The following is a 24820-nucleotide window of genomic DNA, read 5'->3' as shown; positions in this document are numbered from 1 at the left end:
GTCGTGACGCAATGCGAAGAGCCGCCAAGGTTTCTTCATACGACGCCATCGCTTCCCCTCCGACTCACCGTCGAGTTATCAGGCGCGATCGCGGCCAGCGCTGTCCTGACGCCCTCGACCAGGATCTGCAGGCGACGGAGCCGCACGATCTCCTCGGCCTCGTGGATGTCTGTCGGGTCGCCGACGTACTCCGCACTGAGCGAGACATACAACCTGTTGTCCGCATCCGCCGACCAGCCGCTCACCATGGACCGTCCACTGCGTCGGCCCGTTCCCACCGCACCGCACCGCACTGGGCAGACGACACTCCGAGCTGTGACGTCACGCCACCACCAGTTTGTCGGCCACGCACGCGCGTAGCCTCCGGGGTGTGGAGCTGCTGCCGTTCGACGAGTACGTGCGTTCGCTGCCCCGGCGGCGCATGGCCGCAGGCGTGCTGCTGCGCGACGACGCCGGGCGGGTGCTGCTCGTCGAACCGAGTTACAAACGGTTCTGGGACATCCCCGGTGGCGTGGTGGAGGCCGGCGAACCGCCGTGGGACGCCGCCGCGCGCGAGGTGCGCGAGGAGATCGGCCTCGACCGGCGGCCCGGCCCGCTCCTGGTGATCGACAACCTGTCCGCGACCGATCGCATGCCCGACGGCCTCATGTTCGTCTGGGACGGCGGGCCGATCACCGCGTCCGAGGTCGACACCCTCACGCTCACCGACCCGGAGATCGTCTCCGCCTCTCTCCACACGCCGGAACAGGCCGCCGCGAAGGTGCCGTCCTCACTGGCCGCACGCCTCGACTCCGCCGTCCACGCCGCCGACACCGGCACCCTCGCGCTGTGCCAGGACGGACACCGCACCACAGCCTGACCTCGCAGCCTGACCCCACAGCTGCCCCCTCTGCCTGACGCCTCAGCCTGACCCCGCAGCCTGCCCCCTCGGCCTGACCTCGCAGTCCGACCCCTGGCATCGCACCGCCGGTCATGGTCAGATGGGCGGTGATCACCGGTTCCGCCACGCCAAAGGAGGCGCCCGTGGGCAGTGCGTACGTTGTCGGCACGTTCGACACCAAGGGCGATGAGCTGCGCTACGTCGCCGAGCTGATCCGCGCGGCCGGCGTGCCCGTGCGCACCGTCGACCTGACCACCAGCGGCCGGCACAGCGACATCGGCCACAGCGACCTCGGCCACAGCGACGCCGGCGCTTCCGGCGCCGACGTCTCCGCACGCGAGGTCGCCGTCTGGCACCCCGACGGCGCGGACGCGGTGTTCACGGGCGACCGCGGCAGCGCCGTCGCCGCCATGACCGAGGCGTTCGCCCGCTTCCTGCCCGCCCAGCACGACCTCGACGGCGTCGTCGGACTCGGCGGCTCCGGCGGCACCGCGCTGATCACACCCGCCCTGCAGGCACTGCCCGTCGGCGTCCCCAAGTTCATGGTCTCGACCATGGCCGCGGGCGACGTCGGCCCCTACGTCGGTGCCAGCGACATCGCCATGCTGCACTCGGTCACCGACGTCGCCGGGCTCAACCGCATCTCCCGCCAGGTCCTCGGCAACGCCGCCCACGCACTCGCCGGCGCCTGCGCCCACCCCGTCCCCGCGAGCGACACCCGCCCCGCCGTCGGCCTCACCATGTTCGGCGTCACCACCCCGTGCGTCGACGCCGTCACCCACCGGCTCGGCGAGCGCTACGACTGCCTCGTCTTCCACGCCACCGGCACCGGCGGCGCCGCCATGGAGAAACTCGCCGACGACGGCCACCTCGCGGGCATCCTCGACATCTCCACCACCGAGATCTGCGACCTCGTCGCGGGCGGCGTTCTCGCGGCGGGCGAGCACCGCCTCGACGCGATCGCCCGCACCGGAATCCCCTACGTCGGCTCGTGCGGCGCCCTCGACATGGTCAACTTCGGCGCACCCGACACCGTGCCCGACCGCTACTCCGGCAGGCTGTTCTACCCGCACAATCCGCAGATCACGCTCATGCGCACCACTGCCGACGAGGTCCGCGCGATCGGTGAGTTCCTCGCGCGCAAGCTCAACGCCTGCCACGGCCCCGTCCGCTTCCTGCTGCCCGAAGGCGGCGTGTCCGCATTGGACGCGCCCGGCCAGGCGTTCCACGACCCGGAGGTGGACGCCGTGCTCTTCGACACCCTCGAACGCGAGGTCCACCAGACCGGCAGCCGGCAACTGATCCGCTCGCCGCGGCACCTCAACGACCCGGAGTTCGCCGAGGAGCTCGTGGCCGCATTCACCGACATGGCAAGGAGTTAGCGTGCCCCGGATCGACAGGCAGGAACTGCTCACACAGTTCACGGCGATGGCCGCGCGCGGCGAACCGATCGTCGGCGGCGGTGCGGGAACGGGTCTGTCCGCCAAATGCGAAGAGGCGGGCGGGATCGACCTCATCGTCATCTACAACTCCGGCCGCTACCGCATGGCGGGCCGCGGCTCGCTCGCCGGACTCCTGGCCTACGGCAACGCCAACGACATCGTCATCGACATGGCCGACGAGGTGCTGCCCGTGGTGAAACGGACCCCGGTGCTCGCCGGGGTCAACGCCACCGACCCGTTCCTCGACACCGACCGGTTCCTGCGCAAGCTCGCCGACCTCGGCTTCTCCGGCGTGCAGAACTTCCCCACCGTCGGCCTCATCGACGGCACGTTCCGCGCCAACCTCGAAGAGACCGGCATGGGCTACGCCCACGAGGTGGACCTGGTCGCCGCCGCCCGCCGCGCCGACCTGCTGACGACGCCGTACGTGTTCTCCGCCGACGACGCCCGTGCCATGACCGAGGCGGGCGCCGACATCCTCGTCTGCCACATGGGCCTGACCACCAGCGGATCGATCGGCGCGGTCACCGCGAAAACCCTCGACGACTGCGTCACGGCGATCGACGAATGGTCGGCCGCGGCCCGCGAGATCCGCGACGACGTCCTCGTGCTGTGCCACGGCGGCCCCATCGCCACCCCCGAGGACGCGGCCTACGTCCTCTCGCGCACCGAACGCTGCCACGGCTTCTACGGCGCCAGCAGCATGGAACGGCTGCCCGTCGAAGAGGCGCTCACCGCGCGCACCCGCGAGTTCAAGGCACTGCAAACCGACAACACGTAGACCACGGAGGAGCAGTAGATGCCACGGCCCTACGCCAGCGGAATCGTGCCCGGCGACGTCGACGAGGTGTGGCGGCGCGTCCGCGACTTCAACGGCCTGCCGGCCTTTCACCCCGGGATCGCCAGCAGCGAGATCGAACCCGGCCACAACGCCACCGACGTCGGCGCCGTGCGCAAGCTGACCCTCGCCGACGGCGGCGTCGTGCGGGAACAACTGCTGGCGCTCGACGACCTCGGCCGCAGCTACACGTACAACATCCTCGACGGGCCGTTCCCCATCCGCCGTTACATCAGCACCATCCGCCTCGCCCCGGTGACGGCCACCGGCGACACGTTCGTCGAGTGGTGGACCGAGTACGACGCCGACGCCGCCGACGAGCCCGACCTCGACACCACGTTCAGCCAGGGCGTCTTCGCGGCGGGCATCGCCGGCCTCGCAGGCGGCTGAACACCGACCGCAGCGGCGCGTATCCGGCCAGTACCCGTCCGCCGAGGGCACCGGCTGCCGGCACGGCTGATCGCCCGGCACGACTGTGAGCCACGACCCCCGGCGAAATATCGAATCCGGCGCCGTGGTTGTCCCTGACGAGACACTCCGTGTCCGTGTGGACTCCCGACGAAAGGCGCGCGACCATGACTCTTCCGCTGTCCATCCTCGATCTCGCCACGGTCGGCAGCGGAGAATCCGTGGGCGACGGACTCCACAACAGCGTCGCGCTCGCCCAGCACGCCGAGAAGCTCGGCTACCGGCGGGTCTGGTACGCCGAGCATCACAACATGTCGACGATCGCGTCCTCGGCCACCAGCGTGCTCATCGCACACGTGGCCTCGCAGACGGAGACGATCCGCCTCGGCGCAGGCGGCATCATGCTGCCGAACCACGCCCCGCTGACCATCGCCGAACAGTTCGGCACGCTGGAGACTCTGCACCCCGGCCGCATCGACCTCGGACTCGGCCGCGCACCGGGCACGGACCAGAACACCGTGCGCGCGCTGCGCCGCGACCCGAGCTCGGCGGAAAGCTTCCCGCGCGACGTGCAGGAACTGCAGGGATTCCTGGGCGAGCAGTCCATCGTGTCCGGCGTCAAGGCGACCCCGGGCAAGGGCACTCACGTCCCGCTCTACATCCTCGGTTCGTCGCTGTTCGGCGCCAAGCTGGCCGCCGCGCTCGGCGTGCCGTACTCGTTCGCGTCCCACTTCGCGCCGGACTCGCTCGAGGACGCCGTGGCCGCCTACCGGCGCGAGTTCCAGCCGTCCGAGCAGCTCGCCGAGCCGCACGTGATCGCGGGCGCCAACGTCCTCGCCGCCGACACCGCCGAGCAGGCCAACGCCGACTTCCAGATCGTCAAGCGCGCGCGACTGAAGCTGCTCGCGGGCAGGGGCCGCACGTTCACCGACGCCGAGGCCGACGCCGTGCTCGACTCGCCGCAGGGCAAGCCGATCATGAACATGGTCCGCTACTCCGCGGTGGGCACGGCCGACGAGGTCGCCGACTACCTCGACTGGTTCGGCAAGCACGCCGATGCGGACGAGCTGATCGTCACCCACCCGGCCCCGACGCTCGAGAACCGGCTCCGCTCCGCCGAGCTGACCGCCCGCGCCGCAGGACTGAACCCGCAGTGACCGTCCGCACGGCGTAACGCTCCGCGGGGCCGACGTCCTCGCCGACGAAACGGGCGTCCGCGTCCGCCGGCCCGGCCGCTCAGTGGCCGCGGGCCGGCGGACGCTCGGCGTAGACGATCACGTTGTCGCGATAGCTCTCGGCGTCCTCGTCGTACTCCCCGCCACAGGTGATCAGCCGCAGCTCGGGATCTGCCGTGTCGCCGTACACCCGATCGGACGGGAACCGCTCCTTCGGCACCTGCGACACCCGGGTCACCCTGAACCGCACGACCGTGCCGTCGTCACGGCCGACGCGGATGTCGTCCCCGCGCCCCAGTTCGTGCAGCCGCGCAAAGATGCCGTCCCTGCCGTCACCGTTGACGTGGCCGAGCACGACGGCCGGGCCCACCTCGCCCGGTACGGGACCGTGGCGATACCAGCCGGCCTGCATCGGCCGCTGCACCGACGGCACCGCCACCGTCCCGTCCTCGTTGAGCCCCAGCGGAATCAGCGACGAGTGCGCGCCGATCGTCGGCACGTCCACCCATTCCGGAACCGGCTCCGCGGGGTTCTCCGGCGCACCCCGGTCTCCCTGCACCGACGTCGACGTGGGAGCCGGGGATCCGGTGCCCCCACCGGCCGGGTGATCCGGTGCCGCACACCCGGCGACCGCGAGGACCAGCGCCAACAGCGGGGAGACCGTGAACCGGCCTCCCCGCGTGCCACGCCACACGTGCACCGTCGGATGCCTACCGTTCACCGGCGCCGCGACGACGCAGCAGCACAGCGGTACCGGCGCCGACGACCGCGACCACCGCGCCGCCGACGTACACCGGTGTGGCGTCCCACCCGGCCGGGTCGCCCCCGGTCTCGGGTGCACCCACCGGACGTTCGGTCACCTGCCGTTCCATCGGGACGGTCGTACGCGGCGAGTCCTCCGCCTGTCGCTGTCGCCCGTCATCAAGATCCTTCCGCTCCGTCGGACGTTCCGACGGCCGCTCCTGCGGCGCCTGCTCCGACGGCCGTTCCTGCGGCGCCTGCTCCGTCGGCCGCTCCTGCGGCTCACTGGCCGCGGGAGCGGATCGCGGCGGTTCAGCGGTCGAGGACTCGGCGGTGTCCGCCCAGCCGACGGCGGTCGTCATCGGCAACGCCAACGCGCCGAGTACCGCGGTCGCGGCCAGGGTTCGCCCAAGCTTCATCGATCGTGTCCTTTCTTCCTGTTTCGGGAGGGGCGAGGCATACCCTGACGCCGAGTTGTCAAGATCCCGTCCGGCAAATGTGAAGATCCTGTTCGGTTCCCCGGGGGAGTTGTCCGTACCGGGCCGCTGCAGCCTCTCGACCGGAGACAATGCCGACGATGTGCGCACAGGTACTGGTCGCGGAAGACGACCCCATGCAGGCCGAGCTGATCCGGCGCTATCTGCGCCGCGACGGCCACACCGTGGCGGTCGTCCAGGACGGGCGGGCGGCGATCGACGAAGCACGGCGGCAGCGGCCGGACCTGGCCGTACTCGACGTGATGATGCCGAAGGTCGACGGCCTCGACGTCTGCCGCGTACTGCGCGCCGAGTCCGACCTGCCGATCGTGCTGCTCACCGCCCGCACCACCGAGGACGACGTGCTGCTCGGCCTCGACCTCGGCGCCGACGACTACGTCACCAAGCCCTACAGTCCGCGACAGCTCGCGGCGCGGGTGCGTGCGATCCTGCGCCGCGCCGGACGTGCGTCCCGTCGGCAGGACGACGTTCTCGAACTCGGTGAGCTCGTCGTCGACCGGAAGCGGCACGAGGTGGCACTGGCGGGAGCGCCCCTGGACTGCACACCTGCCGAGTTCGGCCTGCTCGCCACGCTGGCCGCCGAGCCGGGACGAGTGTTCACGCGCGGCCAGCTGCTCGACCAGGCCTTCGGTATGGACCGGTTCGTCACCGAACGGACCGTCGACGTGCACATCATGAACCTGCGCCGCAAACTCGAAGCCGACCCGCGTAAGCCGGCTCGCCTGATCACGGTGTACGGCGTCGGCTACAAGATGCAGGACGGCGCGGCCGATGCGGCGTCGTAACCAGCGCGACGAGCTTCCGAACGGTCACCGCAGGCTCGGCAGACTCGGCAGACACAGCCTCCTCACGCGGCTGCTCGCGCTCGCCGCAGTCGTGGCGTGCGCATCGATCGGCGCGACCGCGTGGCTCGCCGCACAGAGCACGAGCGGCGCGATCAACCGCGAGCTCCGCACGTCGCTGGCCCACGACGCCACGATCTACGACTCGCTGCTCGGCCACGCCGCGACGCATTCCCGGTGGCAGGGCGTGCAGGACACGGTCGACCGGCTCGCCGACGAGACGGGCCGCCGGATCACGCTGACCACGCCTGCCCGCGTCCCGATTGCCGACTCCGGCGGCCACGACCGGGACACGCTTCCCCGCACGCCGTCGGCCGTGGTCGATCCGCTCGCCGTCGACACCGTGCTCAAGCCGGACGCCACGGCCTCCGGCATCGACCCCCGGGCCGTCGGCCCGTACCGGCTGACCGCGGACGAACGCCGCAGACTGCGCGAGGCAGCGCAGTCGCGGTTGACGTGCCTGAAGCGCCACGGTCGGGACGGCACCATCGCCGAACGCCCCAACGGGCGCTCCGCCGTCGAACCCGTCACCGCGTCATCACCCCCACCAACAGCGGAGACACCGCCGCGGGAACTACCGTCCCGCGGCGACACGCGGCCGCCGGCGTCGGTTGCGCAGCAACCGACGCGGGAAGCCGGTCCGCGAGCCGAACTGCCGGCACCGTCACCCGACGATCTCTGCGGACCCGAACCGGCGGCCACCCGCACCGAACGCACGGCGAGCGAGGCACTGCTGACGCTCGTCAATGCCTGCCTCGAACGGCAGGGGCGCGGGCCGTTACCGGTCGACGTCTCGGACATCACCTCGGCCGAGGAACTCACCACCACGGGCCGCCACGCGAAGCGATGTGTCGACTCGGCGCGGCGCGAACAGCTCGGCTCCCATGTGGCCCCTGCGGCGCAACTGTTCATCACCGAGCCGAACGGGGACGCGGCAGGACCCGATCTGTCCACTGTGGGGGTCGACAACATCGTGTGGACCGCGGCGGCCGTGCTGGCCGTGACGATCGGCGTCGCAGCGCTGGCGGCGAGCAGGCTCGTCCGTCCGATCCACGCGATCACCTCGGCGGCGAGGCGGATGGGCGACGGCGACCGGTCCGCGCGCGCCGAAACGTCCGCACGCGGCGAGATCGGCGAGCTCGCGGCCGCGTTCAACACCATGTCGCAGCGCATCGAGACCTCGGAACACCAGCGCAGGACCATGGTCAGCGACGTCGCACACGAACTCCGGACGCCGTTGGTCAACGTGCGCGGCTGGCTCGAAGCGACTCAGGACGGTGTCGCCGACCTCGACCCGCAGCTGGTCGCCTCCCTGCTCGACGAGACCGTGCTGCTGCAGCACCTCATCGACGACCTGCAGGACCTCGCACTCGCCGACGCGGGCGAACTCCGCGTGCACCCGGAGCCGGTCGAACTCCGGGCCCTGGTGGAACAGGTGGCCGCCGCCCACCGTGCTGCGGCCGAGGCACGCGGCGTCGAGTTGTCGGTGCGCATCGACGACGACCCGGAGCTTTCGGCGGATCCGACCCGCTTGCGCCAGTCACTGGGCAATCTCGTGTCGAACGCCATCCGCCACACGCCCCGGGACGGCACCGTGCAACTGCGGACGCGGGCTGCCGGCGACGAGGTGCGCATCGACGTCAGCGACACCGGCAGCGGCATCGACGCGGAGTCGCTTCCCCACGTCTTCGACCGATTCTGGCGCGCCGACAAATCGCGTAGTCGCAGCAGCGGCGGCAGCGGGCTCGGGCTCGCGATCACGCACCAGCTGATCGACGCACACGGCGGGCGGATCGACGTGGACAGCACCGTCGGCGCCGGCACGGTGCTGACCGTCCACCTGCCTCTTCGCCACCCGGATTCGGCCTGACCCGCATCTCACCACCGTGAACCGCACGTGCTCCTGCGTTGACGCGGCGCTCCACCCTGGGCGAACGTACCCTCACCTCATGTTTGCAGAGCAGCTCGGCGCCCCGTGGGGAACGCTCGCACTCGTCGCCGTCAGTACCGCCGCGATATATCTGGCCCTCGTCGTGTACTCGCGACTCGCCGGATTGCGCTCGTTCGCACAGATGACGAACTTCGACATCGCCGCGACGGTGGCCCTCGGCTCCATCACGGCGACGACCGCCGTGAGCACGGAGGTGTCACTCCTTCAGGGCGCCGTCGGCCTCGGGGTGCTGTTCGCTCTGCAGTGGCTCATCGCGGGAGTGCGCAAGCGGAACGGGGTCCAGGACATCGTCGACAACCGGCCGCTGTTGCTGATGGTCGGCAGGAACGTCATCGAGGAGAACCTCGCCCAGGGCCAGCTGACCCGCGACGACGTGCGCGCCAAGCTTCGGCTCGCGGGTGTGACCCGGATGGACCGCGTGCGCGCGGTGGTGCTCGAAACCACCGGTGAGGTCTCGGTGCTGGCGGGCGATCCCGGTGGAGAGCCCCTCGATCCGGACCTGTTCACCAGTGTCCGCGGCTACGAATGGCTCGTCGGCGACCGGACGCCACCGGGGAAACCGTTGTGAACGGCGTCCTTCCTGGTACGGAACCGAACGTTGCCGCCGCTCGTCGCGGCCGGCCTGGTGATCATCGCGGCGTGTCCCGGCGGGACGACGTCGAACCTCATCGCGTACCTGGCCAGGGCCAACGTCGCGCTGTCGATCGTGCTGACGGTGATCGCCAGCCTCATCACGATCGTGACCCTTCCGATCTTCGCCAACCTGGCGCTCGGTATCTGGCCGGTGGCCGGCGTCGGCGACATCCACGTTCCCGTGCTGCGGACCATCGCCCTGCTCCTCGCGCTCGTCCTGGTTCCGGTCCTGATCGGGATGGCGGTACGCGCCGTCAGGCCCGCGATCGCCCATGCCATGGAGCGGGCCGTGTCAGTGTTCGGCGGGCTCGTCCTCGCGGCGCTGATCGTGGTGATCTCGGTGTCGCTGGGTGACGAGTTCTGGGAATACCTGCGCAGCGCCGGCCTCCCGGTGATCCTGCTCAACCTGGGCGGGCTGACGGTCGGTTTCGGAGTGATGGCGTTGGCGCGGGCATCGTGGGCCGACCGGGTCGCCGGGGCCGTCGAACTGGGCATCAAGAACGCCACGATCGGCATCCTGATCGCCGTCACCGTCATCGGGCAGCCCGAGATGGCGGTTCCGTCCGGGGTCTACGGCTTGCTCATGTACGCCTCGGCAGCGGCCGTCATCTGGTACGGACGCCGACACACGCGACGACTCGAGAACCGGGCGGACGAGCCGACCTGACCGGAATCTCACTACCGTGATCCACATGTGAACTCACACGTAAAACCGTTGTGAGACAAGGGAAAACGCGGTCGAAACCATTGACAGCCGCAACGGCGGGCGGCAGCTTTGCGGTGACCCGCCCGCGGCGAACCGCGCCTCGATCAGCGACGACAGCGATCCCGGTGGCAGCGCTCGCCGCGACCCCGTGCGGGCCCACGACGTCGACCGAGAGGTTGCACCACTGTGCGTTCACTGCCGCGCCCCGGGCTCCCGCCCTCCCGTCACGGGGATGCCCCGGCGCGGCCGACGACCCCGGGAACCGCACCGGACGCGACAGCCTCGAACGGCCCGGGATCGGTGAGCACCGAGGCAACGGCAACCCACCGGCTCCCGCCCGGCACGCACCGGTTCCGGCCCGACATCGAGGGCCTGCGCGCGGTGGCGATCCTCGCCGTGCTGCTCTACCACGCGGGCGTGCCGGTCACCGGCGGCTATGTGGGCGTCGACGTGTTCTTCGTGCTCTCCGGGTTCCTCATGACCCGGCTGATCCACGACGAGATCGAGCGCACCGGGTCCCTGTCGCTCGGCCGGTTCTACGCGCGCCGCGCCCGGCGGCTGCTGCCCGCGGTCGCCGTCGTGCTCACCGCCGTCGCCGCCCTGTCCTGGCTGCTGCTGTCCCCCGTCGACCGCGACTCGGTCGCCGCCGACCTCGTCGCCTCCGCCCTGTACGCACTCAACTGGTGGCTGTCGGGCCAGGCGGTCGACTACTTCGCGGCGGGGCTGCAGGCCAGTCCCGTGCAGCACTTCTGGTCGCTGGCCGTGGAGGAGCAGTTCTACCTCGGGTGGCCGCTCCTGCTGCTGGCTGCGGTGTGGCTGGTGCGACGGTTCGTCGGCATCGGCCACGCCGGCACCCCGCGGCGAGCCCTGCTCACCGTCGTCCTCGGCTTCGGTGCGGTGTCGCTGGCGTACTCGGTGTTCGGCACACTGCAGGCCGCCGACACCGCGTACTTCGACACGTTCGGCCGCGGCTGGGAGTTCGCGGTCGGCGGTGCCGTCGCCCTCGTCCCGGTCACCCGGCTCTCACCACGCGCGGCGACACTGCTGGCGTGGGCGGGCCTCGCCGCGATCGGCTGGTCGGTCGTCTCGTTCGACGAGACGACACTGTTCCCCGCACCGTGGGCGCTGCTGCCCGCACTGGGCACGGCGGCTGTGATCGCGGCAGGCAGTGCGGCACCGTCGGTCCGGCCGCACCAGCTGCTCGCCGCACCCGTCATGCGGCACCTCGGGCGCGTCTCGTACTCCTGGTACCTGTGGCACTGGCCTGCGCTCGTGTTCGCCGCGGCCGCCTTCGGCGAACTGTCGGCGGCGGAAGGACTGGCGGTCGTCGCGGGCGCCTACGTACTCGCCGCGGCCACCTACCACCTCGTCGAGCAGCCTGTCCGCGGTGCGGCGGCCTTCCAGCGGCCACGGCGCGCGCTGACGCTGGGTGTGGCCTGCACGGCGATCGCCGTCATTCCCGGCCTGGTGCTGCCGCTGACCATCCCGTCGCTGCCCACCAAGGCACCCGACGAGGCCACGGGCGCACCCGCACTCGGCCACGGCGACGCGGTCCAGCCGTCCGTCGACGCCGTGCGCCCCGAACCGCGGCTGGCGCGGCAGGACTGGCCCCGCAACTACGACGACGGCTGCCACGCCGACCGGCCCGAGACCACCTCACCCGACTGCGTCTACGGCGATCCGGGCTCCGAACGCACCGTCGTCCTGTTCGGCGACTCCCACGCGATGCAGTACTTTCCCGCCCTCGAACGGCTCGCGAAGGAGCGGGGATGGCGCCTGGTGGCACTGACCAAGTCCGGCTGCCCTCCCCCACAGGTCAGCCTCCACAACGACGCGTTGCGGCGCTACTACTCCGAATGCGACACGTGGCGCGCGGACACGCTGACCCGCATCAAAGAGAAGGAGAACCCCGACCTCGTCCTCACCGGAGGCCGCGACACGTACACGGTGATCGACGGCGAGCGGCAGCTCGACCCCGCCGCCAGCGCCGAGGCACTCCGCGACGGGTACGCCGACACCCTGACCGAGCTGCGCGACACCGGCGCGCGCGTCGTCACCATCAAGGACAATCCACATCCGGACAAGGACGTGCCCAGCTGCGTCTCCCGTGCACCCGACCGGCTGGGCGACTGTGCCACTGCGCAGGACGTCGCGTTCGCCTATCCGCACGTGGCCGACCACGCCGCACGGCGCGTCGACGGCGCGAGGCTGCTCGACCCGACCCCGGCGTTCTGCCGCGACGACACCTGCCCGGCCGTCATCGGCGACGTCGTCGTCTACGGCGTCACGACCCACCTGACCGCGACCTACGCGCGCACGCTCGCGCCGTGGCTCGACGAGCAGCTCTCCTCGCTGAACGTGCTGCGCTGAGCAGTCTGCACGGCCGACCCGACCCGACCCGAGCACTACGACATGAGCTTCCAGGCGGTTTCCCAGCACCTGAAGGTACTGGGCGACGCCGGACCGGTGACCCGCAGCAAGGAGGCCCAGCGCCGCCCGGTCCACCTGGACCCGGAGGTGTTCGACCTGATGTCGATCTGGATCGAGATCGTCCGCGAGTTCGACGCCGAGCCGGAGCAGGTGTTCCACGCCCACGTCGACCCCGAGCCGTACCGCCGTTGGGTCGGGCCGCGCTCGCTGCACTCCTGGGACCTGGCGAAGGCACTCGGCCACGAACCCGACCTCGGCCAAGAGCGGTGCGCCCCCGCATTGGAAGGCATGCGGGCCATCGAAGGACTGCTGCGCGACGGCGGACAGTTCGGCCCGCCGTGCCGGTGCCCGACGACGCACCCGCTCAGGACAGGCTGATGGGCTTCCTCGGCCGTGACCCGGCCTGGCGTCCCTGAGGCCTGCCCGTCCGGGCGCCGGTCACGGCCGGCCCGCGGCCGGACGGGCCGACGGAACGGGTCAGTGTGAGGTGGCCCGGTCGCCATCCTGGTCGTCGGCCCGGTCGCTGCCCTGGCCGTCGACGTAGCGTTCCAGCAGTTCCTGTGAGTGGTGTTCGGCGCCCACAGCGGAATCGGTGAACTCGGGCGTGTCGAACACCTCGCCCGCGGTCGGATCGGCGTGCACGCCGTCGTCGTCGAGCCCGATGGCGCCGGTTTCCGGATCGACGGTCGTCGCGTGCGCAGGCACGTCGTGGACCGCCAGCACGGTGCTGTCGAGCTGCAACGCACGAGCCGGAGCGGCCGATGCGCTCACGTCCAGCCCGGCCAACGTCGCCGACGCCCGCTTCAGCGCGCCGCGACCGTTGCCGCCGCCAACGTCGCCGTTGCCGTTGCCGTCACCAATGCCGTCGCCAATGCCGTTGCGGGACCGCAGCACCTCACGCAGGCTCCGCTCCACCTCGCGATCGGTGTCGGAGTTCTCGCGCGCCGCCGAAACCAGTGCCGACGGAGTGGCCTGCGACCGGATACGGACGTAGCGCGGCATGGTGGCGACTTCGAGGCGGAACATGCGCCACAGTGCGATCATCGCCAGTACGTAGACGAGTGACAGCGGAGCGGCACCGGCCAGCGAACTGACCTGCAGCACCGTCAACGCGGCCTCACCGCCCGCCATGAGCAGCAGCGCGCCGGAGACACCGACGAGCACCGCCCAGAACACGCGGGTGACCCACGGGGTTTCGCTCCGTCCGTTGTGGGAGAGCACGTCGACCACCAGGGAACACGAGTCGGCACTGGTGACGAAGAACAAGGTGATCACCACGATCGCGATGACCGACAAGACGGTCACGATGCCCTCGCTGATGGGCAGTTCACCGAAGAGCAGGAACAGCGCGGTGTCCTGATCGACTGCGCCGTCGCTGCCGACGAGGTTGCCGTCGGTGAGCTGGCTCAGCACGCCCGTGCTGCCGAAGATCGTGAACCAGATCAGCGAGACCAGCGTCGGCGCCAGCAGCGCGCCGAGGACGAACTCGCGGATCGTGCGCCCGCGCGAGATGCGCGCGATGAACATGCCCACGAACGGCGCCCACGCGAGGAACCACGCCTGGTTGAACAGGGTCCAGTCCAGCGTCCACGTGTCGCCTGCGCCTGCGCCGGTGACGAACGCCAGCTGCGGAATCGTCTGCAGGTATTCACCGAAGTTCTGCACCAGCGAACGCAGCAGGAACACCGTCGGCCCGACCAGCAGCACCACCACGGCCAGCACCGTGGCCAGGGCCATGTTCGCGTTCGACAGCCACCGCAGTCCCTTGTGGAGACCCGTGACGACCGAGATGGTGCCGAGGGCCGTGATGCCGAGCACCAGGATCACCAGCAGCGTGTCCGAGGGCTCGAACCAGCCCTGATAGGACAGACCCGCCTGGATCTGCAGCACTCCCATGCCGAGCGAGGTGGCCACGCCGAACACGGTGCCGACGATCGCGACGACGTCGATCACGTGCCCGACCCACGACTCGATGAGCCTGCGGCCGAAGATCGGTTCCAGCAGCCAGCGGATCGACAGCGGACGACCCCGGCGGAACGTCATGTACGCGAGGCCGAGCCCGACGATCGCGTAGATGCCCCAGGCGTGCAGTCCCCAATGGAACATCGACTGGCCGATCGCGGCCCGTCCCGCCTCACCGGTGCCGGCCTCGACGCCTGCAACCTCCGGCGGGCCGAACATGTGGTTCAGCGGTTCGGACACACCGGAAAAGACCAGGCCGATGCCCATACCCGCGGAGAACAACATCGCGAACCAGGAGTACAGCGAGAACTCCGGCCGCTCGTCGTCCCTGCCGAGACGGATGTTGCCCACTTTGGACAGCGCGGCCCACAGGCAGAACACCAGCATGGCGGTCACCACGATGATGTACCACCAGCCGATGTTGGTACCGATGACGTTACGCAGCTCGGTGAACGCATCCGCCGCGCCGTCGCCGTAGCGCGCGCCGTACCACGTCGCGAAGCCCAGTGCGGCGACGATCACAATGACGGCCGGCACGAACACGGGTTTGGACAACCGCGCCTTCGGCGGCGCCTGCGGCGCATTCGCCGCCCCCGGTCTCGCTTCTTCCTGCGAAGCCACGAAAACAACGCTCCTGTTCGAACACGTCTCGGTGGACCGGCCTCGGTGCCGGCCTGATTCGCCCCTGCGCCGGCAGGCCCGGCCCGCGGTCTCGCCATGCGACACGGGCATACTCGGCGGCTCCTCCGGCCCGGCGGGTGTCACGATGCCCGCCCGCCCGGTATACAGATCAGTAACCAGGCGACGGCCAGGCTAGATATACAGGTTTGTCAAGTCAAGGAGTGGGCGTGGACGCACAACACATCGATCTCGATCACCTCACCCCCGGCGCACGCCGGATTCTCGAGGTCGCGTCGGGGTTGTTCTACGAACAGGGCATCCATCCGGTCGGCGTCGACACCATCGCGGCCGAGTCGAACGTCACAAAGCCGATTCTGTACAAGAACTTCGGCAACAAGGACGGTCTGGTCACCGCGTACCTCCAGCATCGCCACGACACGTGGTGGCCCGTCCTCGAGGCAGCCATCGCCGCCGCGGACAGGCCGCGCGCCTTGGCGTTCTTCGACGTCTACTCCGAGGACGCCACGACCATCACGCGCGGTTGCGCCTACCTCAACGCGGCCGCCGAACTCGCCGAGGACCACCCCGCCTACCCGGTCATCCGGCAGCACAAGCACCTGGTGTGGCAGCGGCTGGCCGACCTCATCGCCGAGGACCTGCCGGACACGGCCGAACCGGGCCGCCTCGCCGACCACCTGTTCCTGTTGCTGGAGGGCGCCTTCGCCCACCACCGCATCTACGGCGCCGGTCTGCTCGCCGAAGGCCGCGAGATCGCCGAGGGCCTGTTGCGGCGGTGACGTGCCGGCCTGTGCTCACCCGAGCACCCGGCGGGGCCGACCCGGCAACGGCGGGCGCCCCGGTGAGCCTCAGCGGGCCCGCTGCGCCGCCTTGACCAGACCGCCGCCGATGATCAGCCGCTGGATCTCGCTCGTGCCCTCGTACAGCCGCAGCAGCCGGACGTCGCGGTAGATCCGTTCGACCGGAACCTCGCGCATGTACCCGGTGCCGCCATGCACCTGGACGGCGAGATCCGCGACCCTGCCGGCCATCTCCGTGCAGTGCAGCTTCGCCACCGACGGCGCGATCCTGCGGTCCTCTCCGGTGTGATACTTCCGCGCGGTATCCCGCACCAGCGCCTCGCCGGACATCACGCCCGTCTGCATGTCCGCCAGCATGGCCTGGACCAACTGAAAATCGCCGATCGGCGTGCCTGCCTGCGTGGCCTCCGCCGCGTACGCCACCGACTCGTCCAGCGCCCGCCGCGCCGCACCCACCGCGAGTGCGGCGATGTGCACCCGGCCGCGGGCCAGCGACATCATCGCCGCCTTGTATCCGACCTCTTCGGATCCGCCGACCAGCGCGTCGGCGGACACCCGCACGTCGTCGAACGTGACATCGGCCGTCCAGGCGCCCTCCTGCCCCATCTTGCGATCCTTCGGTCCGATATGGACTCCGGGAGCGTCGGCCGGGATCAGGAACACCGCGATACCCGGTTCCTTGTCCGTCGCTTCGCGAGTACGCGCGAACGTCACGAACAGGTCCGCGATCGGCGCGTTGGTGATGAACCGTTTGCCGCCGCTGATCACCCAGTCGTCGCCGTCCGCCGCGGCCTTCGTGCGCAGCCCCGCCGGGCTCGACCCGGCACCCGGTTCGGTCAGGGCGAACGAGGCGACCACGCCTCCCGAGGCGATCCGTTCCAGCCACGTGGCCTTCTGCGTGTCCGTGCCGTAGTTGACGAGCACCTGGCCCGCGATGCCGTTGTTGGTGCCGAACAGCGATCGCAGTGCGAGCGTCGTGTAGCCCAGTTCCATGGCCAGCTCGACGTCCTGGGTCAGGTTCAGCCCCAGGCCGCCCCATTCCTGCGGGATCGCGTAGCCGAACAGCCCCATGTCGGCGACCTGACCGCGCAGGTCGTCCGGAATCGCATCGGCCTCCATGATCTCGGTCTCCCGCGGCACCACCCGGCTGCGCACGAAGTCGCGGGCGGCGGCGTGGATCGCGGCGAAGTCCTCGTCGCCGACCTGTTCGAGACCGGGCTTCGACATCGGATCGGGCGTCGTGGTCATGGCGGTGGCCTTCCTGTCGGTCACTGAATCACGCCGTCGGCGCGCAGGTCGTCGAGTTCCCCTGCCGGCACGCCGAGGGCGGTGAGCGTCTCGTCGGTATGCGCGCCGAGGGCAGGAACATCACCCATGACGAGTTCGATGTCGCGGTACGTCATCGGCGGCAGCAGTGCCCGCACGGGGCCGTTCTCGGTGTGCACCTCGCGCCAGCGGTCGCGTTCGGACAGTTGCGGGTGGGCGATGAGCCCCGCCATGTCGTTGACCTGTGCGGCTGCCACTCCTGCCTCGGCGAGGCGCGCTTCCAGAGTGGCCGTATCGAATCGCGCCGTGCGCACTCCGACCTCCGCGTCGCACGCGCCGCGGTGCTCGACCCGCAGCACGTTCGTCACGAACCGGGGGTCCACCGCGAGCTCGTCGTCGGCGAAGACCTCGCGGCACAGGGCCTCCCACCCGCGGTCGTTCTGCACGCCGATCAGCACCTGACCGTCGCGGGTCGGATAGGCCTCGTACGGCGCGATCGCGGCGTGGCTGAGCCCCAACCGCGGCAGCTGCCGGCCTGCGTACATCGCCACGTACATGGGGTGTCCCAGCCATTCGGCGGTGGCGTCGAACATCGACACGTCCACGCTCGCGCCCTCGCCCGTGCGCTCACGCCGCAACAGCGCACTGAGCACCGACGTGAGGACGTACATGCCGGCCGCGATGTCGGAGGTGGGGATGCCGGTCTTGGTGGCCTGTTCGGGCGTCCCGGTGATCGACACCAGCCCGCTCTCGGCCTGCACGAGCATGTCGTAGGCCTTGCGGCCGGCCTGCGGACCGCCCTCGCCGTACCCGCTGAGGTCCACGGTCACCAGGCGCGGGTCGCGGCCCCGCAGCGACTCGGAATCGAGGCCGAGCCGGGCGGCGGCGCCGGGTGCCAGGTTCTGCACGAAGACGTCGGCGGTGTCCAGCAGCTCTGCCAGCAGCGTGCCGCCCCGTTCGGATTTGACGTCGAGCGCGAGGGACTTCTTCCCTCGGCTCAGCCATACGAAGTGGGAGGCGACGCCACCGACCGTGTCGTCGTAGGCCCTGGCGAAGTCGCCCTCGCCGACCCGCTCGACCTTGATCACCTCGGCGCCCAGCTCGGCGAGATGCCGGGTGGCCAGTGGCGCCGCAACGGCCTGCTCCAGCGCGACCACTCGGATTCCTTCGAGCGGCAGCGCCGGAGACGAGTCGGCGTCGGTGTCGACCATGCCCCGATCCTGCCAACGGGACCGATACCCGGCAATGGCGTAATCGGTATGGTATCCATCGAGTGCACGCATCAATGGCCTGCGCCCACGCACACCGGCGGTCGCCGGTGACCGCCGGTACGCCCGAGCCAGGAGACACCGGATGGACCTCCACCACGTCAAGGCCTTCCTCGCCGTCGCCGAGGAACTGCACTTCGGCAGGGCCGCCGCCCGACTGCACATCGCCCAGCCACCACTGAGCCGCACCATCCAGCAGCTCGAACGCCACCTCGGCTCACCGCTGTTCGACCGCACCACCCGCCGAGTCAGCCTGACCCCGCAGGGCGAGGCGCTCGTGCCCGCCGCCCACAACATCGTCAGCGCCTTCGACGCCGCCGAACGGGCGGTCGCACACGCGGGAGAGGGAACGGTCGGCACGGCCTCGATCGGCTTCGCGGGCCCGTCGTCGCACCCGCTGATCAGCGCGCTCGCCCAGCGCGTCCGGCAGGACCAGCCGGGCATCGAATTGGCGCTGAGCAGCACGACCTACGGCACCGACGCGATCGGCCAGCTCGCCGACGGCACCCTCGACATGGCGATCGTGCGCTGGGACTCCACACCGCCCGGCATGCGCTCCCGCGTCGTCCGCGTCGACCACTACGTCGTCGTCGTTCCCGAATCGCACCCGCTGGCGGGACGCGACTCGGTCGGCATGGACGAACTGTCCGACGAGGCGTGGGTGTTCCTCGAGGCCGCGACCGGCTCGTCGCTGCGCGACACCGCGATCCGCAAGGCCGAACAGGCCGGATTCACGCCGCGCATCGTCCAGCACGGACCCGACACCTGGACGCTCATGGCACTCGTCGCCGCCGGCGTGGGACTGACGATGACCGTCGACACGGCGTTCCGGAACGTCATCACCACCGGGCTGTCGGTCATCCCGCTCGAAGGCGGCAGGGAGGAAGCGCTGGCCCGCCTGATCTGGCGTACCGAGACCACACCGGCCGTCGACCGCGTCCTCGAACTGTCCGAACTCGCGCTGCCCACGCCCGGCGGCTACGCCGGGCTGTGATCCGTGGCCACCGACCGCGGTCCGCACGCCGTCGCCGCAGCGCCGGGTCACAGGCACTCACCGTAGGTACAGCCACCTTTCACCGCAGGTACAGCCGCACCGTGTCGATCTCCTCCCGCAGCAGGCGGACGTCCTCGGTGCGGGGCCTCGGCGTTACGGTCACGTCACCGCGCACCCGCAGGTCCCAGCCCGTGTTCTCGGTCGCCTCGGCCACCGAGACACCGGGATGGACCGCCGCGAGCTCCAGTTCACCGTGGCGGTCCGGCCTGCGCAGGATGCCGAGCGGCGTGATGACCGTGGCGACCCCGGCACCCGGCGGCTGACGGAACCCCTCCTGCCGCCCCGCGCGGGCCGGGCTCGGCGAGGTGCAGAAGTCCACCTCCGCAGGCAGCGCGTACAGGTCGTGCCGGCGCAGCACGACCACGATCTCGCGAGCGGAGGCGATGATGTCGCTCGCCCCGCCCGAACCGGGCAGCCGCACCTTCGGCCGCTGCCAGTCGCCGATCACGGACGTGTTGATGTTGCCGATCCGGTCGACCTGCGCGGCGCCGAGGAATCCGACGTCGACGTACCCGCCCTGCAGCACGTAGCCGAACAGTGCGTCCATGCTCAGCATCGCCTCGGATCCCGACACCAGTACGGAGTCCGCGATCCCCTCGGCCATCGCCTCCGGATGCGCACCGACGACGCCGGACTCGTAGACGAGTTCCACACCGGGGTTGACGGTGCGGGTGGCGAGGTCGACCGCCAGCGTCGGCAGGCCCACCCCGGCGAAGACCCGGCGGCACCCCGCGAGTTCGCGCGCGGCGACCGTGGCGAGGAATTCCGCACTGTGCGGCGGAACGTCGGCCGTGTCCACAGTGTATCCTTCCGTGAATTCGGCGTCCGCAGTGGACGATCGACCACCCTGCCCCGGTGAGTCCGCCGTCATTGCTTCCTCCTGCCGTACGAGACCGAACCGGACGGGGCCGGCGCGACCCCCAGGCCGTCCCAGCGCTGCTCGCCGAGCTTGGCGAGATAGCCCGCGTGGTCGGCCGTGCCGTGGATCCACTCGTCGATCCAGGCGAGCGCCGACTCCCTGTCCCGGCTGATCGGCGTCCACTCCCGGTAGAAGGCGCTGTCCCGGTCGTAACAGCCCTGCGCGTACGACGGATGCGCGCCGCCCGGCACCTCGACCACCGCGTCCACCGCGTGTGCGGGGATCAGGGTGCGGTTCGGATCCGCGCGCACCACCTCCGGCGCGACGACCTCCTCGACCGTCACGATCACGGCCGAGGCGGCGTACGCCGCGGGTGCTTGCGCCCCGGTGATGCCCCACAGCTGCGTGTTGCCGCTCGCGTCCGCCCGCTGGGCGTGCACGATCGTCACGTCGGGGTTGAGCGGTGGTACGACGTACACCCTGCCCTCGCCGTACGGGCTCTCCACCGACCGGATCCGGGGGTTGAGCGCGGGCAGGTCACTGCCCACATAGGACAACAGTGGCTGGAACGGCAGTCGTTTCGCGCCCGCCTCGTACCGGCAGTACATGCCGTAGTGCGAGTACTCCTCCGTCTCCAGCGGAGCGGGGTCGTGCTGTTCGACCCGGCGCCGGATCTCGTACAGCGAGCCTGCCGAACCGCTGGCGAAGAACGACGCGACGAGCCTGCTCACACAGCCTGCGACCAGGAGCTGGTCGGTGAGGATGTCCGGCGTCATCCGGCACACCGTCAGATCCCGTCTGCGCTGCCGGATGATCTCGTGCCCTGCCGCGAACGGGATCAGGTGCCCGAACCCCTCCAGCGCCACGGTCATCCCGTCGCGCACGTGTGCGGTGACGGCCTCGGCCAGCGTCGTCACCTTCGATCCCGTCACGCGCGCACCTCCGGGTCGCCGTCCTGCCGAACGCCGGGAGTCGTCCCGTCCCGGTCATCCGGTGCCTGCTCGTCGGGTGGTTCCTCGTCGCGGTCCCGTCCGTTCGGTGGCTGCTCGTCGGGTGGCTGCTCGTCGGGTGGCTGCTCGTCCGCAGGTCGCTGGTCCGCACGCGCCTCGCGCCCGCGGAGCACCCGGAGCGCACCGAACAGCACGACCATGACGAGCAGCCCCGTCAGCGACGACACGGTCTCCGGCAGCAGCAGTGCGACCCCGGCGACGAGCGCCACGACGCGTGCCCATCCGGGCAGCCGGACCTCGACCAGCGGTGCGTACCCCTCGAACGCGGCGCCCATCGCGAAGACACCGACGATCGCCAGTCCGACGGCCTGCAGCACCGAGCCGACGTCGTCCTGGGCGACCAGCGCCGGGTTGAGTGCGAAACAGAACGGCACGATGTACTTCGCCGCACCCAGCCGCATTGCGGTGACGGCCGTGGCCATCGGTGACGTCCGGGCGATGCCGGCCGCCGCGAACGCCGCCAGTGCGACGGGTGGCGTGATGTACGAGGCCGCCGCCCAGTAGATGACGAACAGGTGCGCGGCGACCGGGTTCACGCCGAGTTCGACGAGCGCGGGAGCCATCACGATCGCGAGGAAGACGTACACGGCCGACACCGTCATCCCCATTCCCAGCACGAAACACGTGATCGCACCGGCAATGAGGATCAGCAGCACGTTGTCGCCGACGGCCGCGACGAGTTCACGGGCGAGCGAGAGCGACGCACCGGACATCGACAGCGCGCCGACGATCAGTCCGACACCCGCGATGATGCCGACGATCTCGGCGATCGACCGTCCCGAGTCGATGACCACGGCGAGCAGGCCGCGGGCGCCGAGCCTGCGCCGCGGTCGCACCAGGGCGATGGCCAGCAGCAGCGCCGCCGCCATGAACGGCGCCTGCGCCTCGTCGCGCCGCCACACCAGCAGCAGAATCAGCACACCGAGCGCCAGCAGGTACGGCCAGCCCGTCCGCAGCGTCGTCAGTGCTTTCGGCAGGCGGGACCGCAGTTCGCCGCGCAGACCGGTGCGGGCGGCGTAGGCGTCGATCTGGGTGAAGACGCCGACGTAGTACAGCAGCGCGGGCGCGGCCGCAGCCAGCGCCACCTCGGAGTACGGAACGCCGAGGAACGAGACCATCAGGAACGCCGCCGTGCCCATGATGGGCGGGGTGATCGATCCGCCGGTGGCCGCGGTCGCCTCGATACCGGCCGCGTACGTGCCGGGATAGCCCGCCCGCTTCATCGCGGGAATCGTCATCGGGCCGGTGGTGAGCACATTGGACACCGCCGAACCGCTCATCATGCCCATCGACGCGGAGCTCGTGACCGCGACCTTGGCGGAGCCGCCGCGGGCGTGGCCGAACACGCTGCGCGCGAGGTCGATGAAGAACTCCGCGCCGCCGGTGCGCTGCAGCACGACACCGAACACCAGGAACCCGATCAGGATCGCCCCCGCGGTCTGCAGCGGCAGTCCGAGGATCGAATCCGGCCCCAGCGCGTGGACCGTCGCCGCGCGCTCGATCGGGAACGGCACGCCCTGCAGGAACCCGATCGGCATCTGCTCCGCGATCAGCGGATACAGCGAGAACGCACCCGCGATGATCGTGACGACGAGGCCCGCCGTGCGCCGCAGCGCCTCCAGCACCAGCAGCCACAGCACGAACGACCCGACCACGGCCGGCGGCGGAGCGGCGTAGTCCCAGCCCTCCAGCGAGATCTGCTCGGCGTGCACCGCGAAGTACAGGTTGGTCGCGACACAGATCGCGGCGAGGACGGCGTCGTACCAGGGCACCGAGAACCGGGGCCGCTCGGTGGACCTGCGTGCCCGGACGAGGATGAAGACCTGCGACAGGAAACACGCCAGTACGACGTACAGGAACGCGTTCAGCAGCAGCGTGAAACCGCCGGGGTTCCAGAAGAAGACCTGGTTGAGCACGATCAGCACCCCGGTGACGGTCATCGTCACGGCCACCGCAGCCCAGAACCACTGCCCGCCGGCCAGCCGCGCGGTCTCCGGCGTGCCGGACGCCGGCGCCGCACCGTGATCGTCGGGCGCGCCGTCGTCAGCGGCCGGGGTGTCGGGCGGGGTGTCGGGCGGAACGCCGTGGTCTACGGCCCGGTCGTCGTCGGTCGCGTCACGCATCGCCGGCCTCCTCGAGATGCTGCTGCTTCCAGGCCGCCCAGTCGCGGCGGAGGTTCTCCGACCCCGTCACCTGCTGCCAGCCGCGGCGGAGCTGTTTCTCCTGCGCCAGCAGCTCCTCCTGCCGCTCCTGAGCTTCGGCGGTCCACACGCCCTCCTGTTTCAGGACCGTGATCAGCCCGGGATGGAACGGCACCTCGACCGGCGCGATCATCGCGTCGTCGGTCGACCACAGGTCGGTGGTCGAGGTCGCGTCCCGGTAGGTGTCGTAACTGTCCACAATGGATCTCGCGAGCTGCGAGGCGACCACGCCGGAGGTGTCGGCGTAGGTGATGATCGGCACCGCATACCAGAAACCGGTGTCCGCTGCACCTTCCTCCTGGCCCGGCGCACCGCTGAACGACCGCAGCTCCACCGACGGCACGTTCTCCTCGACGGCCCGCTGCGTCCGCCGGTCGTCGGCGTCGAACTCGAGCCAGTGCACCGGGGTGGCCGATTCCAGTTCCGCCAGGGACGAGCCGTACACCTGCTGGAACAGCACGTCGAGCTTGCCCGCCTTGAGCGCGTCCGGCTGCTCGCCGTACCCGATGTCGACCGGACGGACATCGTCCCAGGTAAGCCCGGCACTGGCGAGCATCGCCTTCGTCTTCTGATTGACCGAGGGGTTGGCCGTGATCCGCGGGACCCGCTTGCCCTCGAGGTCGGCCGCCTCACGTACGCCGGAACCGTCCCTGGCCATCCAGCTGTGCGGCGCGGTCGGGGCCCAGACCACCCGGGTCGGCTGCGGGCCCCAGTCCTCGTCGGCGAACTCGTGCTCGGCACGGAAGCCGAAGATGTACTCGTCGCCGGTACGGGCGAACTGGGTCTGGCCGTCCTTCAGCGGCAGCATCCGGCCGATCGCCGTGCCGGAGGTGATGATCCGGAACCGGGTTCCCGCTTCCGCGGTGACGGCGTCCGCGACGGCCGCCACGTCGGCGAACGTCGCCGTGCCCGTGCCGTAGGTGGACAGGGCCACCACGTCGAGCGGGGTCTCGCTGCGCGCCGGATCCTCACCCCCTGCGCAGCCGGAGAGAGCGAGCAGGGCGGCGGCCACGAGCGCGGCCGGCGTGTGACGTCGAGTGTCCATCCATTCGTCCCGTCGTTGGGAGAAGCACCACCGGCAACGGTGATGGACGGCACGCGCTCGACGCCAATACTTCTTGTCGGAGCGATTGATACCCGAGGAGTGTCACTCCCTCGGTGGGTATTGCTGGCAGTGGCTGTAATCAAGCTCCTGGAAACGTAATCGGGCCGGACCCG

22 protein-coding genes and 2 pseudogenes are annotated in these 24820 nt (G+C 70.5%); 14 read left to right on the top strand and 10 right to left on the bottom strand.

The features are described 5' to 3' along the window. Positions 1 to 35: 35 nt before the first annotated feature. Positions 36 to 248 carry a hypothetical protein gene (locus LY41_RS10390; protein ID WP_253863660.1) on the bottom strand — a complete coding sequence of 71 codons (213 nt, stop codon included), beginning with the start codon at positions 246 to 248 and terminating at the stop codon, positions 36 to 38. A 122-nt stretch (positions 249 to 370) separates the two neighbouring features. Between LY41_RS10390 and LY41_RS10385 the strand changes: the two genes are divergently transcribed. The 5 genes from LY41_RS10385 to LY41_RS10365 all read left to right on the top strand — a co-directional run bounded on the left by LY41_RS10385 (position 371) and on the right by LY41_RS10365 (position 4725). Further along, positions 371 to 859: an NUDIX domain-containing protein gene (locus tag LY41_RS10385; protein WP_253863659.1), complete on the top strand. Its 489-nt coding sequence runs from the start codon at positions 371 to 373 to the stop codon at positions 857 to 859. Between the two features lie 164 nt (positions 860 to 1023). Then, positions 1024 to 2262 (top strand): Tm-1-like ATP-binding domain-containing protein, encoded by a 1239-nt coding sequence (locus LY41_RS10380; RefSeq protein ID WP_253863658.1) that lies wholly within the window; start codon positions 1024 to 1026, stop codon positions 2260 to 2262. A 1-nt stretch (position 2263) separates the two neighbouring features. After that, on the top strand, positions 2264 to 3103 hold the full coding sequence (locus tag LY41_RS10375; protein WP_253863657.1) for a phosphoenolpyruvate hydrolase family protein: 840 nt from the start codon (positions 2264 to 2266) through the stop codon (positions 3101 to 3103). An 18-nt stretch (positions 3104 to 3121) separates the two neighbouring features. Beyond that, positions 3122 to 3550: an SRPBCC family protein gene (locus tag LY41_RS10370; protein ID WP_253863656.1), complete on the top strand. Its 429-nt coding sequence runs from the start codon at positions 3122 to 3124 to the stop codon at positions 3548 to 3550. Between the two features lie 185 nt (positions 3551 to 3735). Continuing rightward, positions 3736 to 4725, top strand: coding sequence for an LLM class flavin-dependent oxidoreductase (locus LY41_RS10365; RefSeq protein WP_253863655.1), 990 nt, complete (start codon positions 3736 to 3738; stop codon positions 4723 to 4725). Between the two features lie 79 nt (positions 4726 to 4804). Here the strand turns inward: LY41_RS10365 and LY41_RS10360 are convergent, their stop codons facing one another. Both LY41_RS10360 and LY41_RS10355 read right to left on the bottom strand, forming a co-directional pair. Next, positions 4805 to 5443, bottom strand: a complete 639-nt coding sequence (locus tag LY41_RS10360) for a class F sortase (RefSeq protein WP_253863654.1) — start codon at positions 5441 to 5443, stop codon at positions 4805 to 4807. Between the two features lie 10 nt (positions 5444 to 5453). Beyond that, positions 5454 to 5903: a hypothetical protein gene (locus LY41_RS10355; RefSeq protein WP_253863653.1), complete on the bottom strand. Its 450-nt coding sequence runs from the start codon at positions 5901 to 5903 to the stop codon at positions 5454 to 5456. Between the two features lie 158 nt (positions 5904 to 6061). Between LY41_RS10355 and LY41_RS10350 the strand changes: the two genes are divergently transcribed. The 7 genes and pseudogenes from LY41_RS10350 (at position 6062) to LY41_RS23865 (ending at position 12959) form a co-directional block, all read left to right on the top strand. Further along, positions 6062 to 6766, top strand: coding sequence for a response regulator (locus LY41_RS10350; protein ID WP_253863652.1), 705 nt, complete (start codon positions 6062 to 6064; stop codon positions 6764 to 6766). After that, positions 6753 to 8693: a sensor histidine kinase gene (locus LY41_RS10345; protein WP_253863651.1), complete on the top strand. Its 1941-nt coding sequence runs from the start codon at positions 6753 to 6755 to the stop codon at positions 8691 to 8693. Before LY41_RS10350 ends, LY41_RS10345 begins: the two co-directional genes overlap by 14 nt. A 79-nt stretch (positions 8694 to 8772) precedes the next feature. Next, positions 8773 to 9342, top strand: coding sequence for a DUF421 domain-containing protein (locus LY41_RS10340; RefSeq protein ID WP_253863650.1), 570 nt, complete (start codon positions 8773 to 8775; stop codon positions 9340 to 9342). A 12-nt stretch (positions 9343 to 9354) separates the two neighbouring features. Then, the gene (locus LY41_RS10335) at positions 9355 to 10074 is read left to right on the top strand and encodes a bile acid:sodium symporter family protein (RefSeq protein ID WP_301296981.1); all 720 of its coding nucleotides are present in this window, start codon (positions 9355 to 9357) and stop codon (positions 10072 to 10074) included. A 339-nt stretch (positions 10075 to 10413) separates the two neighbouring features. Continuing rightward, positions 10414 to 12483: an acyltransferase family protein gene (locus tag LY41_RS10330; protein ID WP_253863648.1), complete on the top strand. Its 2070-nt coding sequence runs from the start codon at positions 10414 to 10416 to the stop codon at positions 12481 to 12483. A gap of 30 nt (positions 12484 to 12513) precedes the next feature. Then, positions 12514 to 12669 (top strand): annotated as a pseudogene (locus LY41_RS10325) (ArsR family transcriptional regulator); the annotation flags it as partial. Further along, positions 12643 to 12959 (top strand): annotated as a pseudogene (locus LY41_RS23865) (hypothetical protein). The pseudogenes LY41_RS10325 and LY41_RS23865, both read left to right, overlap by 27 nt. 61 nt (positions 12960 to 13020) lie before the next feature. Here LY41_RS23865 and LY41_RS10320 read toward each other — a convergent pair. Next, positions 13021 to 15126 (bottom strand): BCCT family transporter, encoded by a 2106-nt coding sequence (locus LY41_RS10320; protein ID WP_253863647.1) that lies wholly within the window; start codon positions 15124 to 15126, stop codon positions 13021 to 13023. A gap of 227 nt (positions 15127 to 15353) precedes the next feature. Between LY41_RS10320 and LY41_RS10315 the strand changes: the two genes are divergently transcribed. Then, on the top strand, positions 15354 to 15923 hold the full coding sequence (locus tag LY41_RS10315) for a TetR/AcrR family transcriptional regulator (protein WP_253863646.1): 570 nt from the start codon (positions 15354 to 15356) through the stop codon (positions 15921 to 15923). Between the two features lie 69 nt (positions 15924 to 15992). On the opposite strand, the gene LY41_RS10310 is transcribed toward LY41_RS10315, so the two are convergent. Then, complete coding sequence (locus LY41_RS10310; RefSeq protein ID WP_253863645.1) at positions 15993 to 17192, bottom strand: acyl-CoA dehydrogenase family protein; 1200 nt, start codon at positions 17190 to 17192, stop codon at positions 15993 to 15995. A 20-nt stretch (positions 17193 to 17212) separates the two neighbouring features. Beyond that, positions 17213 to 18421 carry a CaiB/BaiF CoA transferase family protein gene (locus LY41_RS10305; RefSeq protein WP_253863644.1) on the bottom strand — a complete coding sequence of 403 codons (1209 nt, stop codon included), beginning with the start codon at positions 18419 to 18421 and terminating at the stop codon, positions 17213 to 17215. A 142-nt stretch (positions 18422 to 18563) separates the two neighbouring features. Between LY41_RS10305 and LY41_RS10300 the strand changes: the two genes are divergently transcribed. Further along, positions 18564 to 19472 (top strand): LysR family transcriptional regulator, encoded by a 909-nt coding sequence (locus LY41_RS10300; protein WP_253863643.1) that lies wholly within the window; start codon positions 18564 to 18566, stop codon positions 19470 to 19472. A gap of 79 nt (positions 19473 to 19551) precedes the next feature. On the opposite strand, the gene LY41_RS10295 is transcribed toward LY41_RS10300, so the two are convergent. From LY41_RS10295 to LY41_RS10280, 4 genes are all read right to left on the bottom strand, one after another. Continuing rightward, the gene (locus LY41_RS10295; RefSeq protein WP_253863642.1) at positions 19552 to 20331 is read right to left on the bottom strand and encodes a CoA-transferase subunit beta; all 780 of its coding nucleotides are present in this window, start codon (positions 20329 to 20331) and stop codon (positions 19552 to 19554) included. A 68-nt stretch (positions 20332 to 20399) separates the two neighbouring features. Continuing rightward, entirely contained in the window at positions 20400 to 21323 is a 924-nt protein-coding gene (locus tag LY41_RS10290; RefSeq protein WP_308292227.1) for a CoA transferase subunit A, read from the bottom strand. After that, a complete protein-coding gene (locus LY41_RS10285) occupies positions 21320 to 23524 on the bottom strand; it encodes a TRAP transporter permease (RefSeq protein WP_253863641.1) in 2205 nt (734 codons plus the stop codon). Before LY41_RS10285 ends, LY41_RS10290 begins: the two co-directional genes overlap by 4 nt. Then, positions 23517 to 24647 carry a TAXI family TRAP transporter solute-binding subunit gene (locus tag LY41_RS10280; protein ID WP_253863640.1) on the bottom strand — a complete coding sequence of 377 codons (1131 nt, stop codon included), beginning with the start codon at positions 24645 to 24647 and terminating at the stop codon, positions 23517 to 23519. The genes LY41_RS10285 and LY41_RS10280 overlap by 8 nt, the downstream gene beginning before the upstream one ends. Between the last annotated feature and the right edge of the window lie 173 nt (positions 24648 to 24820).

The organism is Prauserella halophila, from assembly GCF_024171895.1.
Lineage (GTDB): Bacteria > Actinomycetota > Actinomycetes > Mycobacteriales > Pseudonocardiaceae > Prauserella > Prauserella halophila.
Note: the sequence above shows the minus strand (reverse complement) of the source record. Positions and strands in the feature narration are given on the sequence as shown.